Source organism: Micromonospora sp. NPDC047812 (assembly GCF_040704175.1).
GTDB lineage: Bacteria > Actinomycetota > Actinomycetes > Mycobacteriales > Micromonosporaceae > Micromonospora.
On the sequence record NZ_JBEYRY010000001.1, the window covers coordinates 1,190,565 to 1,203,892 of the forward strand.

The window sequence follows — 13,328 nt, forward strand, 5'->3', positions numbered from 1 at the left end:
CGCACTCCCCCGCCCGCGCCGACCCGTTCCGTCGATCATGAGGTTAGCCGCAGCGGGTCCGGCGTGTCGCCCGGTCAACCTCATGATCGACGAACGGGGAGGGAGGGCCCCGGGACGGGGCGGTCAGGCCAGGCGGGCGGCCTGGACGGCTTCCGCCGTCACCTCGGTCAGGCGGTCGGTGGGGAGGGCGCCCAGCTCTTCCCGGCCGAACCAGCGGGCCTCGCAGGTGGAACCGCCGACGTCGGCGACGGTGGGCGGGGCGGGCTTGTCGACCACGACCCGGTAGAAGGCGCGGACGCCGTGCCAGTCGATCGGATAGCCCTCCGGGCCGAGGGAGGCCGCGTCCCGGTGGCTGGCCACGCCGAGCAGCTCGACGAGCCGGCCGGTCTGCCCGGTCTCCTCGACCAGTTCCCGGATCAGGGCGGCGCCGGGCTGCTCACCGTAGTCGGTGCCGCCGCCGGGCAGGTGCCAGCAGCCCGCGCCCGGGTAGCCGTCGGAGACCCGGGTGAGCAGCACCCGGTCGTCCGGGTCGGTCACCACCGCGTACGCGGCGAAGCGCTGGGCCCGGTGCAGCCCGTCGGGGCCGGGCACGGCGTAGAACGAGGGGAACTCCGGCGCCTCGTCGGGAACGATGTCGGCGGACGAGGCGGGCAGGCCCAGGGCCCGCGCGGTGAACGACCGCAGCGGCAGCTCGCCGGCCTCCTCCGGGGTGAACCAGCGGGCCAGGTCGGTCGGCCGGTCGACCCGGTCGGCGAGCGTCCCGCCGCGCACCGAGACCTGGTAGATCAGGCGGTCGGTGTGGATGGTGATGCCCCGCTCCGGCAGCGCCCGCATGTCGGCGAGCACGTCGTGCAGGCCCGCGACGGTGACGGAGAGGCCGGTCTCGGCGGCGGTCTCCCGGACGACGGTGTGGTGCGGGTCCTCACCGTGGTCGACCGCCCCACCGGGCAGCGACCAGGTGCCGGGGGTGCCGGAGCGCTCCGATGCGCGGACCAGCAACACCCGGCCGACCGAGTCAGCACAAACTGCGTATGCCGCGATCCTGCGGAGCGGCTCCAGCATGGTGGTCACGGGGCCAAATTCTCCCCGGCCCGGGTTACCTCCATCGAAAAGAGTCAGATTCCTGACTGAATGCTCGCGCCTCAGGGGCGGGTCAGGGTAGGGATCCGGGCGGTCACCGAGGCCGGTCCGACGACCGGCGCGGACCGTGGAGACATGACCTACACCGCCCCTCCCCAGCCCCCGTACAAGCAGCTCCGTCGCCCCGTCACGGACCGGATGGTCGCCGGAGTGGCCAGCGGCCTCGGCCGGTACTTCGCCGTCGACCCCACCCTGGTCCGGGTGGTCTTCGCCGTCGCCGGCCTGCTCACCGGCGGGCTCGCGCTGCTCGCGTACCCGATCATGTGGTTCCTGATGCCCGAGGAGCCGGCCGACGCCCCCGCCTGGCCGCACCCGGCGCAGGCCGCGCCGCCCACGGTGGCGCAGCCGACCGTGGCGCAGCCCACGCCGCCGACCTACCCGCCGGCGGCGTGAGGCGGGATCACTCCCACTCGATCGTGCCCGGCGGCTTGCTCGTCACGTCCAGCACCACACGGTTGACCTCGGCGACCTCGTTGGTGATCCGGGTGGAGATCCGGGCGACCACCTCGTAGGGCAGCCGGGACCAGTCGGCGGTCATCGCGTCCTCGCTGGAGACCGGCCGCAGCACCACGGGGTGCCCGTAGCTGCGGCCGTCACCCTGCACCCCGACGCTGCGCACGTCGGCCAGGAGCACCACCGGGAACTGCCAGACGCCCCGGTCCAGGCCGGCGGCGGTGAGCTCCTCGCGGGCGATCAGGTCGGCCCGCCGGAGCAGGTCGAGCCGCTCCCGGTCGACCGCGCCGATGATCCGGATGGCCAGGCCGGGGCCCGGGAACGGGTGCCGCCAGACCATCGCCTCGGGCAGGCCGAGCTGGAGGCCGAGCGCCCGGACCTCGTCCTTGAACAGCGTGCGCAGCGGCTCCACCAGCGCGAACTTCAGGTCCTCCGGCAGGCCGCCGACGTTGTGGTGGCTCTTGATGTTGGCGGTGCCGGTGCCGCCGCCGGACTCCACCACGTCCGGGTAGAGGGTGCCCTGGACGAGGAACTCGACGTCGCCGTGGGCGGCGACCTCCCGCGCCGCGGCCTCGAAGACCCGGATGAACTCCCGACCGATGATCTTGCGCTTCTGCTCCGGGTCGGTCACCCCGGCCAGGGCGTCGAGGAACCGCTCCTGCGCGTCGACCACCTTGAGCTTGATGCCGGTGGCGGCGACGTAGTCCTTCTCCACCTGCTCGGCCTCGCCGGCACGCAGCAGGCCGTGGTCGACGAAGACGCAGGTGAGCTGGTCACCGACGGCCTCGTGCACCAGCGCGGCGGCGACGGCCGAGTCGACCCCGCCGCTCAGGCCGCAGATGACCTCCTTGTCGCCGACCTGCTCGCGGATCCGGGCGACCTGCTCGTCGATGATGTTCTCGGGCGTCCAGGTCGGCTCGATGCCGGCGATGTCGTGCAGGAAGCGGCGCAGCATCTCCTGGCCGTGCGCGGTGTGCCCGACCTCCGGGTGGAACTGCACGCCGGCCCGGCGGCCGGCCAGGTCCTCGAACGCGGCGACCGGCGCGCCCGCCGACTCGGCGGTCACCGTGAAGCCCGCCGGGGCCTCGGTCACGCAGTCGCCGTGGCTCATCCAGACCGGCAGGTCGTCCGGCAGTTCCCGCAGCAGCACCCCGGCCTCCGGACGGGCGCGCAGCGGGGTGCCGCCGTACTCGCGGTTGCCGGTGCGGGCCACGGTGCCACCCAGCGCCTGGGCCATCGCCTGGAAGCCGTAGCAGATGCCGAAGACCGGCACCCCCGACGAGAACATGCCGGCGTCGATCTGCGGGGCGCCCGGCGCGTAGACGCTCGACGGGCCGCCGGAGAGGATGATCGCGGCCGGGTCCTTCGCCAGCATCTCGGCGACCGGCATCGAGTGCGGCACGATCTCGGAATAGACGTTGGCCTCACGCACCCGACGCGCGATGAGCTGGGCGTACTGGGCTCCGAAGTCCACCACGAGGACGGGGCGAGGCGTGCTCATGGCAGCAAATCCTACCGACCACGCCAGCGGGGTCCCCGCCGGTCCGTCACCGCGCCCCCGCGGTGATCCCCCCGCGGGGCCGGGCGACGTCGTCCTCCACCGCCGGGGCGTATCCCTCGGCGATGCTGACCTTGCGCGCGATGACGCCGAGCAACACGCCGTACACGACCTTGGAGGTGATGTCGGCCACCGTGTAGATGATCTGTCGCGCCACCACCCCGTCGGCGGAGTCCCACATCGCCGGCATCAGATATGCGCCCGGATAGAGCGTCCAGGAGGCCAGCACCAGCCACCAGACGGCCCGGGCGAGGTTCCGGGCCGACTCCGGCAGCCGGGCCAGGCTGCCGAAGATCACCCAGGCCACCAGGACGAGCAGGAACAGGAAGAACGCCGTGCTGACCAGGCCCCAGACCCAGTACGGGGCCGAGCGGTCCACCTCGTGGAACTGGCCGGCGTAGCCGGTGTAGATCATCCCGAGGCCGCCGACGACGAACATCGCCCAGGTCCGGTGGAACACCCGACCGGTGACCCCCAGCACGATGAGCAACTGGATCAGCAGGACAGGGATGTCGATCGCCCAGTTCATGTACCGGTAGCCGTTGGAGAAGAGAACGTCCGACTGGACGTAGGCCGTCCCGTTCCACGAGAACGCCTGGCCCCAGCGTTCCGAGAGCACCCACAGCTCGAAGAAGGCCGACACCATCACCACGGCGGAGAGCACCGATGCGAGTTGGTAGCGCGGTGCCGCCGAGCCGCGGGTCGCGAGGAAGTAGAGCAGCCCGGCAGCCATCACCGCGTAGCCCAGCGTGAGCACGTGGGACACCAGCGTGTACTGGACCACGTTGTAACCGAACAGGTTCTCCACGTTCACGGTGACCTCACGGCTTTCGTGCAGCGAAACCGGAGCTATTAGCCGGATAAGAGGCTTATAACGCATATAGGTTATCTGCACTGGACGGCACCGAGTTCCCGAACGGAACCTCCACCGACTTGCCGGAGCGGCGCCTGCCGACGTGCGCCCGGATCGTCAGAAGCGGCAGCCGGGCGGGCGCGGTGCCGCCTGGAAGCCGGCCGAGGAGTGGGCATGACCGAGTGGTGGCTGTGGATGTACGTCGCCGCCATGGCGGGCGGGGTGGTGCTGTTCACCCGATGGCGGGCGGACCCGTGCGGAGTTCCGCTCAGCGAGTACCGGGTGGCGATCGCGGTCCCACTCTGGTCCGGTTCCTGGTATCTGGTCCTGGCGCTCGGCGGCGGGCGCACGGAGGTGGCTGGCCACGATCTCTACTGGGCGCGGTACGTCGACTGGTCGGTCACCTCCCCCTTGTTGCTGGTGGCCCTGATGCTGACCGCGACGCACGCCCTGCCCGGACGCCGCTGGAGACTGACGAGCGCCCTCATCGGGATGAACCTGCTGGTCTTCCTCTGCGGGCTGGTCGCCGAGCTCACGGCGGACGCCGCGGTCCGCTACACCCTGTTCACGATCGGGGTGCTGGCCCTCCTCGGCCTATACGGCCTGATCTGGGGACCGCTGCGCACCCATGCGTACCGCCAACCGAAGGAGATCGCGGCGGTGTACCGGGAGGCCGCGCTGCTGCTCAGCGTGCTCTGGGTGGGCTACCCCCTGTTCTGGTTCATCGGCCCGGCCGGTGTCGGCCTGATCAGCTCGGCCACCACCAGCCTGCTCTTCGTCGTGCTGTCCATCCTGACGAAGGTGGGCTGGAGCATCCTCGATCTCGGCCGGCTACGCGCCCTCTCCGACCGTGGTGAACTCACCGTCGTCTGAACCGGTCACCGGGGCCGGTTCCCCGGTGCCGGTGGCGGGCGGCCGGGCGCCCACCCGACGCCGACGGCCGCCTCCGCGCCTGACCGGCACGGCAACCGGACCGGAGCGGCCGGACCGGCTGCTGCGACGCGCAGGGACCACCTCGCAGCTCGCGCTCGGCGGGCTGCTGGCGCTGTCCCCGCTGCTCGGCCTCGCCGGGCTGGGCGGCTCGCCGGGCTTCCTGATCGTGGGACTGCTCCTCGGGCTCCCGCACGGCGCGGTCGACCATCTCGTGCCCGCCTGGCTGTCGGCGCGCGCCCGGCCGCTGTCGGCACGGGTGGCGCTGCTGGCGGCCTACACCGCCGTGGCCGGTGCCGGGCTGGCGGCTTTCCGGGCCGCGCCGGACCTGGCGCTGGTCGGGTTCCTCGTCATGTCGGTCGTCCACTTCGGCACCGCCGACGTGGCGTTCCACGCCGAGCGGGACCGCCGGCCGGTCCGGCCGAGGGCCGTCGGTCAGCTCGCCGCTGGCGCTGTTGATGCGGTGACGTCCGTGCTCGCGTACGGGGGGCCGCCGGTGGTCGTGCCGTTGGCGCTGTGGCGGGAACAGGTCGACCCGTTGCTGGCGGCGGTGGCCCCTCAGGCACCGGCGCTGCTCTCCGACGAGGTGCGGACGCTGGCACTGGCCACGGTGCTGTGCGCGGTAGCGGTCACCGCGTTCCGGGACGTTCGAGCGGGACGAGCCCGCGACGCCGTCCAACCGGTCCTGCTCGTCGGGCTGTTCGGCACCGTGCCGCCGGCCCTGGCCGTCGGGGCGTACTTCGCGGCCTGGCACTCCTGCCGCCACGTCGCCCGGCTGCTGCGACACGACCCGCGGAACACGGCCGACCTGGCGGCCGGACGGGTCGGACCGCCGCTGCGTCGCTTCGCCCGGCAGGCGGCGGCTCCCACGGCGGTCGCGCTCGCCGCCCTGATCGCCCTGGTCACCTGGCCCGGCCACCGGGCGGACCCGCTGCCCGCGACGTTCGCCGTGCTGGCCGCGCTGACCCTCCCGCACGCGGTGCTGGTCGCCTGGGCGGACCGACGCGGGCCCCGGGCCGCCACGCCGGGCAGGTGACGGGCTGCTTCCCGGCCGGGGTGCCCGCCGCCGCGGTTGACCGGGCGCCGGGCCCCGGTCACCTCCACCGGGCGCCGGGACCCGGTCACCTCCACCGGACGCCGGGCCCCGGTCACCTCCGCAGGGCGCCGGGGGCGTCGGCCGGGACCGCCGGGAGGCGGGGTGCCACCGGCGCCAACCGGCGGTACGGCGCACCGAGCGGCGGCCTCGGGTCCACGTCGCCCTTGTTGGGCCAGAAGGACATCGCGCGTTCCGCCTGGGCGGTGATGGTCAGCGACGGGTTCACCCCGAGGTTCGCCGAGACCGCCGCGCCGTCGACCACGTGCAGCCCCGGGTGGCCGAACACCCGGTGCCACGGGTCGATCACGCCGTCGGCCGGGGTGGCGCCGATCACCGCTCCGCCGAGGATGTGGGCGGTCATCGGGATGTCGAACGGCTCGGTCAGGGCGCCGCCGGGCGTACCGCCGATCTCCTCGGCCAGCAGGCGGGCCGCCTGGTTGCCGGCCGGGATCCAGGTCGGGTTGGGCGCGCCGTGACCCGGCCCGGAGACCAGGTGGCGGCCGAACGGACCGCGCCGCAGCCGGGTGGTCAGCGAGTTGTCCACCGACTGCATGACCAGGGCGATCACCGTCCGCTCCGACCAGCCGCGCACCGACAGCAGCCGGGCCGCCGTGCCGGGCTGGCGCAGCAGGACCCCCACCCAGCGGCGGAGCCGGCGCGGCCCGCCGTCGACCAGCAGCGACTGGAGCAGGCCCATCGCGTTCGAGCCCCGGCCGTAGCGGACCGGCTCGACGTGGGTCTGCGGGTCGGGGTGGAACGAGCTGGTGATCGCCACCCCCTCGGTGAAGTCGAGCCCCTCGGCGCGGGCCCGCCGGCGGGGCACCGAGGCGCCGAGGATCGCCTCCGAGTTGGTCCGGGTCAGCTCGCCGAGGCGGGGCGAGAGCGCGGGCAGGGCACCCTCCGCCTTCATCGTGTGCAGCAGCCGCTGGGTGCCGAGCGCCCCGGCCGCGAAGACCACCTGGTCGGCGTGGATCACCTGCCGCCGCGCGCGCAGCCAGGCCCCCGTGCGCGCGGTGTGCACCGCGTACCCGCCGCCGTCGGCCGGGCGCACGGCGGTGACCGTGGTCAGCGGGTGCACCCGCGCGCCGAGCCGCTCGGCCAGCCACAGGTAGTTCTTGACCAGCGTGTTCTTCGCGCCCTGCCGGCAGCCGGTCATGCACGCGCCGCAGTGCGTGCAGCCGGTGCGCTCCGGCCCGGCGCCGCCGAAGTAGGGGTCGGTGGCCCGCTGGCCGGGCCGGCCGATGAACACGCCGACCGGGGTGGCGTGGTGGGTGTGCCCCACCCCCATCCGGTCGGCCACCGCCCGCATCGCCCGGTCCGCGCGGGTGACGAGGGGGTACGTGGTGGCGCCGAGCATCCGCTTCGCCTGGTCGTAGTGGCCGGCCAGCTCGTCGCGCCAGTCGGTGACGTCCCGCCACTGCGGGTCGGTGTAGAAGGCGTCCAACGGCTCGTAGAGGGTGTTGGCGTAGACCAGCGAGCCGCCGCCGACCCCGGCGCCGGAGAGCACCAGCACGCCGCCGCCGGCCTTCCGGTCGGCCGGACGCAGCAGGGTGAGCCGCTGGAGGCCGTAGCAGCCGAGGCGGGGCGCCCACAGGAACCGCCGCAGCCGCCAGGAGGTCTGCGGGAACTCGTCGTCGGCGAAGCGGCGCCCGGCCTCCAGCACCCCGACCGAGTAGCCCTTCTCGGCCAGCCGGAGCGCGGTGACGCTGCCGCCGAAGCCGGAGCCGATGACGAGCACGTCGTACCGCATGACCGCATCATTACCGCTCGGTAGCCATCGCGCCAGCGCCCGATTTCGCGGGATCATGCTCCCGTCCGCGATCCGGAGGCGCCCGCCCGCAACTCGGTGCCCCCGTCGGGGCGTTGTCATCACCGGGGGGTGTCGCATGACTCAGCGGACAGGGGCGCCACGCCCGCGATGGGTGCTGGGGCTGGCCGCCCTCGCGGCCGTGGTCCTGGTGGCCGTGGGCGCCCTGGTGGTGACCCGGCTCGTCCGCGACGACGGGCCGCGGCGCGCGATCGGGCCGACGGGCGGCACCGAAACGCCGCAGCCCAGCCCCACCCCCAGCCCGACCGTGCCGCCGGGCGCCGGCATCACCGGCCCGCTCAACCTCCTGCTCGTCGGGGTGGACACCCGGGTCAGCGTGCCGGGCTGGGAGCCGCACGGCGACGCCGTGCTGGTGCTGCACGTGCCGAAGGGCCTCGACCGGGCGTACCTCTTCTCCCTCCCCCGCGACCTGCTGGTCGACATCCCGGCCTTCCCGAAGGCCGGCTACCGCGGCGGGAGGACCAAGCTCACCCACGCGATGAGCTACGGCAGCCGGGTGCCCGGCAAGCCCAAGCAGCCGAGCACCGCCCAGGGGTACGAGCTGCTGCGCAGCACGGTCAGCGGCTACACGGGGCTGCGCTTCGACGCCGGCGCGGTGCTCACCTTCAACGGCTTCGACCGGCTGGTGGACACCCTCGGCGGGGTGGACCTCTACGTCGACCAGCGGGTGGTCTCGCTGCACCGCCGCCCCGACGGCCGGCACCGGGAGCCCGCGCCGGGCGGCGGGGGCTACGTCGGGCCGCAGATGGTCTACGAGAAGGGCGAGCGGCACCTCACCGGCTGGCAGGCGCTGGACTACGCCCGGCAGCGCTACGTCACCGGCGGCGGCTACGCCCGGCAGCGCCACCAGCAGCAGCTGATCAAGGCGCTGGCCACGAAGATCCTCGGCGAGGACCTGGCCCGGCAGCCGGAGCGCGTCCAGCAGGTGGTCGACGCGCTCGGCGACACCCTGGTCTACGCGGGCGGGCCGCGCGTCGTGGACGTCGCGTACGCCCTCGGCGGGCTCACCCCGGAGCGGTTCGTGCTGGTCGACCTGCCCGGCGCGGGCGTCGGCAAGGGCAGCGGCTACCGGGGCGAGGAACTCACGTCGACCGGGCGGAAGTTCCTCACCGAGCTGCGCGCCGGCCGGGCGGACGCCTACCTCGCCGCCAACCCGAAGCTGCGCATCACGCGCTGAGCACCGTCACCGGCGCCCGGGACGGACGGGGGGCCGTCACCGGCGCTCGGGGCGGGCGGGGGCCGTCACCGGCGCTCGGGGCGGGCGGGGCGCTGCGTGCCGTACAGCCACGCCTCGAAGAGGTCGTCGAGCTGCTCGCCCGAGACCCGCTCGGCCAGCGCGACGAACTCGGCCGTGGTCGCGTTGGCGTCGCGCTTCTGCGCCGCCCAGGTCTTCAGGATCTCGAAGAACGCCTTGTCGCCGACGGCCATTCGCAGCGCGTGCACGGTCATCCCGCCGCGCTGGTAGACCGACTCGCTGAACAGGTTCTCCGCCCCCGGCTCGCCCGGCGGCGTCCGCCACACCTGGCCGGACGAGCCGGCGTAGCGGGCGTCGAACGCCTGCTGGGCGGTGCGCCCGCCGTCGTGCTCGGCCCACAGCCACTCGGCGTACGTGGCCAGGCCCTCGTTGAGCCAGATGTCCTGCCACTTCGCCAGCGACACGCTGTTGCCGAACCACTGGTGCGCCAGCTCGTGGGCGACCACGCCGGTGTTCTCGCCGCCGGAGAAGAAGCTCGCGGAGTAGACCGGGCGGCTCTGCGTCTCCAGCGCGTACCGGATCCGGGCGTCGGAGACCACCACGCCGCCGTACGCCCCGAACGGATACGGCCCGAACACGCTCTCCAGGTAGTCGGCCACCTCGACCGTGTCGGCGATCGACCGGTCCGCCGCGCCCTCCGGCAGGTCGGTGGTGACCGCGTGGAACACCGGCCGCCCCTTGTGCTCGCCCTCGGTGATCCGGAACCTGCCGATGACGACGGTGCTCAGGTAGCTCGCCATCGGGCTGCGCTCGGCCCACTTCCAGGTGGTCCAGCCGCCGGTGGTGCTCCGCCCCGCCGGCACACCGTTGCTGACCGCCGTCAGCCCCTTCGGCACCGTGATCTCGAAGTCGTAGGAGGCCTTGTCCGAGGGGTGGTCGTTGACCGGGAACCACGTGCTCGCCGACTCGGGCTGGCCGAGCGCGATCGCCCCCTCGTCGGTGTGCAGGAAGCCCCCGACGCCGAGGGCCTCGTTGCGCAGCGGCTCCGGCTCCCCCTCGTACGCGATCTCGGCGACGAAGCCGTTGCCCGCGATCAGGCCCCGGGCCGGCGTGACGACCAGCTCGTCGCCCTTGCGGCCGTGCTTCGCCGGGGCCCCGTCCACGGTCACGGAGCGCACGGTCAGCCCGGCCAGGTCCAGGTTGAACGCGGACAGGTCGCTGGTCGCCGCCGCCTGCACGATCGTGGTCCCGGTGAGCCGGTCCTCCGCCGGGTCGTAGCGCACCTTGACGGTGTAGCGGCTGACGTCGTACCCGCCGTTGCCGTAGGTCGGGAAGTACTCGTCGCCCGCGCCGGCCGCCCCGGGCGTGAACTGGCGCGACGCCCCGGGCGAGGCGGCGGCCGGGGTCGGGGCCGGCTCGTCGGTCGACCCGCATCCGGCCAGCCCGAGCGTCCCGGCCAGCAGCAGGCCGGTGCCCGCGCACAGCGTCCGCCGCGACAGCGTCATCGCCTCGTCCCTCCCTGCGCCGCCGGCTGCCCCACCGGCGGCCCCCTGGCGGACCCGCGCCCGGCGGGTGCCGCTCGCCCGGGCCGGCCGCGCGGAAGCGGGCCGGTGCGGCGCCGGGGTCCGGCGGGCAGCCTACCGAGCGCCGCCGGAAGCCCGGGCCCTGCCCGCCCGGCTCACGGCTGCGCGGGGGCGCTCCCGCCGACGAGCCAGGCGTCGAGGAGCGGACGCAGGGGCTTCCCGGCGACCCGCTCGGCCAGCGCGACCAGGTCGTCCGTGGTGGCGTTGCCATCGCGCCGCTCGGCGGTCCAGGTCCGCAGGATGCGGAAGAACGTGTCGTCGCCGACCGTGCGGCGCAGCGCGTGCACGGCCAGCGCGCCGCGCCTGTAGACGGCCGAACCGAACAACCGGGACCGTCCGGGGTCGACGGACGGCCGGGACCAGTCGGTCGCGGCGTACTCCAGCTCGAAGGTGCGCTGGGCGGTGCGACCGCCGTCGTGCTCCTCCCACAGCCACTCCGCGTACGTGGCGAAGCCCTCGTTGAGCCAGATGTCGCTCCACCGGCTCAGCGCCACGCTGTTGCCGAACCACTGGTGGGCCAGCTCGTGCGCGACCACCCCCGGGTTGGGCCGCCCGCCACGGAAGAAGCCCGGCCCGTAGACCGGTCGGGACTGGGTCTCCAGCGCGTAGCCGATCCGGCCGTCGGTGACCACGACCCCGCCGTAGGAGTCGAACGGGTACGGCCCGAACCGGCTGGCCAGGAAGTCGGCGATCTCGCCCGTGCGGGCCAGCGAGGCGGCCTCCGGCCCGGTCGCCGGCAGGCTCGCCGGGACCGCCGTGACGATCGGCTTGCCGGCGTGCATGCCGCTGCGCACCCGGTAGTCGCCGATCACCAGGGTCGTCAGGTAGCTGGCCATCGGCGACCGCTCGGCCCAGCGCCAGGTGGTCCAGCCGGCGGCGCTGGTCCTCTCCCCCGGCACCCCGTTGCTCAGCGCGGCCAGCCCGTCCGGCACGGTCACCTCGATGTCGTACGTGGCCTTGTCGGACGGGTGGTCGTTGACCGGGAACCAGGTGGCCGCCGACCAGGGCTGGCCGAGGGCGATCGCGCCGTCGGCGGTGTGCAGGAAGCCGCCGCTGCCGAGCTGCCCGTCGGCCTTCGCCGCCGGCACGCCGGAGTAGTCCACCTCCACGGTGAACCGGGATCCCTCGGAAAGGCCGTCGCGCGGGGTGACGACCAGCTCGTCGCCGTCGCGGGCGGACCCGGCCGGCCGGCCGTCGACGGCCACCCGCGACACGTCCAGGCCGGCGAGGTCCAGGTTGAACCGGGACAGCCCGGCGGTCGCGGTGGCCGTGAGCGCGGCCCGCCCGGAGAGCCGGTCGGTGGCCGGGTCGTAGCGGACGGCGAGCCGGTAGCCCGCGACGTCGTAGCCGCCGTTGCCGGCCCCCGGCACGTACGGGTCGGCGAGGTCGGCCGCCCCCGGCCGGAAGCCGCCCCGCTCGTCGCCCTCGGTGCAGGCCGCGAACACCAGGGCCGCGACGACGGCGACGGCGAGCGCGGGGCGGATCCGACGGCGGGTACGACGCACCGGCCGAGCCTATCGGCGCGGCCGGTGCGGATGGTGCTGCTTGCGCAGGTCAGCGGTCGAGGACCAGGCCGACCTTCTGGAACTCCTTGAGGTCGCGGTAGCCGCACTTGGCCATCGCGCGGCGCAGGCCCCCGAAGAGGTTGAGCTGGCCGTCCGGCTCGTCGGCAGGGCCGAAGAGCAGCTGCTCCATCGAGCCGAGCGGGTCACCGGCGGTCTCGAACGCACCCCGGGGCAGCGACGGGTGGCTGGCGGCGGAGTGCCACCAGGCGCCGCCGGCCGGCGCCTCGGCGCAGAGCGACAGCGGCTCGCCGAGCATCACCGCGTCGGCGCCGCAGCCGAGGGCCTTGGCGATGTCGCCCGAGGTCTGGATGTCGCCGTCGGCGATCAGGTGCACGTACCGGCCGCCGGTCTCGTCGAGGTAGTCCCGGCGGGCCGCCGCCGCGTCGGCGATCGCGGTCGCCATCGGCACCCGGATGCCCAGCACCGACTCGGTGGTCGACCACTCGTCGCCGCCGATGCCGACGATCACGCCGGCCGCGCCCGTACGCATCAGGTGCAGCGCCGTCTTGTAGTCGGTGCAGCCGCCCACGACGACCGGGAGGTCCAGGTCGGCGATGAACTCCTTGAGGTTGAGCGGCTCGTCGGTGGTCGAGACGTGCTCGGCGGAGACGATGGTGCCCTGGATGACCAGGATGTCCACGCCGGCGTCGAGGATCACCGGGGCCAGCGCCAGGGTGTGCTGCGGGGAGACCCGCACCGCCACCGTGCCGCCCCCGGCGCGCAGCTCGCGGACCCGCTCGGCGATCAGGTCGGGGCGGATCGGCTCCGCGTACACCTCCTGGAGCCGCTTCGTGGTGCGGGCGTCCTCGTCGAGCCCGGACAGCTCATCCAGGACCTTGGTCGGGTTCTCGTAGCGCGTCCACAGGCCCTCGACGTTGAGCACGCCGAGGCCGCCGAGCTGGCCGAGCCGGACGGCGGAGGCCGGGCTCATCGTCGCGTCCGAGGGGTGCCCGACGCAGGGGATGCCGAACTGGTACGCGTCGAGCTGCCAGGCGGTGGAGACGTCGTCGACGTCCCGGGTGCGGCGGCTCGGCACGATGGCGATGTCGTCCAGGTGGTAGCCGCGCTGCGCGGTCTTGCCCAGCCCGATCTCGACCACGTCACGCATGGGGGACTCCAGTTGTCGC

Annotated in this window: 11 protein-coding genes; 4 read left to right on the forward strand and 7 right to left on the reverse strand. The window is 74.2% G+C overall.

Going from position 1 to position 13,328, the window contains the following annotated elements:
* Window positions 1-123: 123 nt before the first annotated feature.
* Window positions 124-1,071 (reverse strand): NUDIX hydrolase, encoded by a 948-nt coding sequence (locus tag AB0883_RS05425; protein ID WP_366639648.1) that lies wholly within the window; start codon window positions 1,069-1,071, stop codon window positions 124-126.
* Window positions 1,072-1,215: 144 nt separating this feature from the next.
* Between AB0883_RS05425 and AB0883_RS05430 the strand changes: the two genes are divergently transcribed.
* A complete protein-coding gene (locus tag AB0883_RS05430) occupies window positions 1,216-1,533 on the forward strand; it encodes a PspC domain-containing protein (RefSeq protein ID WP_366639650.1) in 318 nt (105 codons plus the stop codon).
* Between the two features lie 7 nt (window positions 1,534-1,540).
* On the opposite strand, the gene guaA is transcribed toward AB0883_RS05430, so the two are convergent.
* Window positions 1,541-3,094 carry a glutamine-hydrolyzing GMP synthase gene (gene guaA, locus AB0883_RS05435; RefSeq protein WP_366639651.1) on the reverse strand — a complete coding sequence of 518 codons (1,554 nt, stop codon included), beginning with the start codon at window positions 3,092-3,094 and terminating at the stop codon, window positions 1,541-1,543.
* A gap of 46 nt (window positions 3,095-3,140) precedes the next feature.
* Window positions 3,141-3,965: a bacteriorhodopsin gene (locus AB0883_RS05440; protein ID WP_366639653.1), complete on the reverse strand. Its 825-nt coding sequence runs from the start codon at window positions 3,963-3,965 to the stop codon at window positions 3,141-3,143.
* Window positions 3,966-4,178: 213 nt separating this feature from the next.
* Here AB0883_RS05440 and AB0883_RS05445 point away from each other — a divergent pair, with 213 nt between their 5' ends.
* The gene (locus AB0883_RS05445; RefSeq protein ID WP_366639655.1) at window positions 4,179-4,877 is read left to right on the forward strand and encodes a bacteriorhodopsin; all 699 of its coding nucleotides are present in this window, start codon (window positions 4,179-4,181) and stop codon (window positions 4,875-4,877) included.
* Window positions 4,855-5,970 carry a Brp/Blh family beta-carotene 15,15'-dioxygenase gene (locus AB0883_RS05450; RefSeq protein WP_366639657.1) on the forward strand — a complete coding sequence of 372 codons (1,116 nt, stop codon included), beginning with the start codon at window positions 4,855-4,857 and terminating at the stop codon, window positions 5,968-5,970. Before AB0883_RS05445 ends, AB0883_RS05450 begins: the two co-directional genes overlap by 23 nt.
* A 112-nt stretch (window positions 5,971-6,082) precedes the next feature.
* Here the strand turns inward: AB0883_RS05450 and AB0883_RS05455 are convergent, their stop codons facing one another.
* Window positions 6,083-7,780 (reverse strand): GMC family oxidoreductase, encoded by a 1,698-nt coding sequence (locus tag AB0883_RS05455; protein ID WP_366639659.1) that lies wholly within the window; start codon window positions 7,778-7,780, stop codon window positions 6,083-6,085.
* Between the two features lie 136 nt (window positions 7,781-7,916).
* Between AB0883_RS05455 and AB0883_RS05460 the strand changes: the two genes are divergently transcribed.
* The gene (locus AB0883_RS05460) at window positions 7,917-9,035 is read left to right on the forward strand and encodes an LCP family protein (protein WP_366639661.1); all 1,119 of its coding nucleotides are present in this window, start codon (window positions 7,917-7,919) and stop codon (window positions 9,033-9,035) included.
* 65 nt (window positions 9,036-9,100) lie between these two features.
* On the opposite strand, the gene AB0883_RS05465 is transcribed toward AB0883_RS05460, so the two are convergent.
* The 3 genes from AB0883_RS05465 to AB0883_RS05475 form a co-directional block, all read right to left on the reverse strand.
* On the reverse strand, window positions 9,101-10,558 hold the full coding sequence (locus tag AB0883_RS05465) for a M1 family metallopeptidase (RefSeq protein WP_366639663.1): 1,458 nt from the start codon (window positions 10,556-10,558) through the stop codon (window positions 9,101-9,103).
* A 173-nt stretch (window positions 10,559-10,731) separates the two neighbouring features.
* Window positions 10,732-12,141, reverse strand: a complete 1,410-nt coding sequence (locus AB0883_RS05470; RefSeq protein WP_366639665.1) for a M1 family metallopeptidase — start codon at window positions 12,139-12,141, stop codon at window positions 10,732-10,734.
* A gap of 49 nt (window positions 12,142-12,190) precedes the next feature.
* On the reverse strand, window positions 12,191-13,309 hold the full coding sequence (locus AB0883_RS05475; protein ID WP_366639667.1) for a GuaB3 family IMP dehydrogenase-related protein: 1,119 nt from the start codon (window positions 13,307-13,309) through the stop codon (window positions 12,191-12,193).
* Window positions 13,310-13,328: the final 19 nt, after the last annotated feature.

What these genes read in the sequence shown, in the direction of transcription:
- AB0883_RS05430 (WP_366639650.1), top strand. Translation starts at nt 1,216, where the DNA reads ATGACCTACACCGCCCCTCCCCAGCCCCCGTACAAGCAGCTCCGTCGC.
- guaA (WP_366639651.1), bottom strand. Translation starts at nt 3,094, where the DNA reads ATGAGCACGCCTCGCCCCGTCCTCGTGGTGGACTTCGGAGCCCAGTAC.
- AB0883_RS05445 (WP_366639655.1), top strand. Translation starts at nt 4,179, where the DNA reads ATGACCGAGTGGTGGCTGTGGATGTACGTCGCCGCCATGGCGGGCGGG.
- AB0883_RS05455 (WP_366639659.1), bottom strand. Translation starts at nt 7,780, where the DNA reads ATGCGGTACGACGTGCTCGTCATCGGCTCCGGCTTCGGCGGCAGCGTC.
- AB0883_RS05460 (WP_366639661.1), top strand. Translation starts at nt 7,917, where the DNA reads ATGACTCAGCGGACAGGGGCGCCACGCCCGCGATGGGTGCTGGGGCTG.
- AB0883_RS05465 (WP_366639663.1), bottom strand. Translation starts at nt 10,558, where the DNA reads ATGACGCTGTCGCGGCGGACGCTGTGCGCGGGCACCGGCCTGCTGCTG.
- AB0883_RS05475 (WP_366639667.1), bottom strand. Translation starts at nt 13,309, where the DNA reads ATGCGTGACGTGGTCGAGATCGGGCTGGGCAAGACCGCGCAGCGCGGC.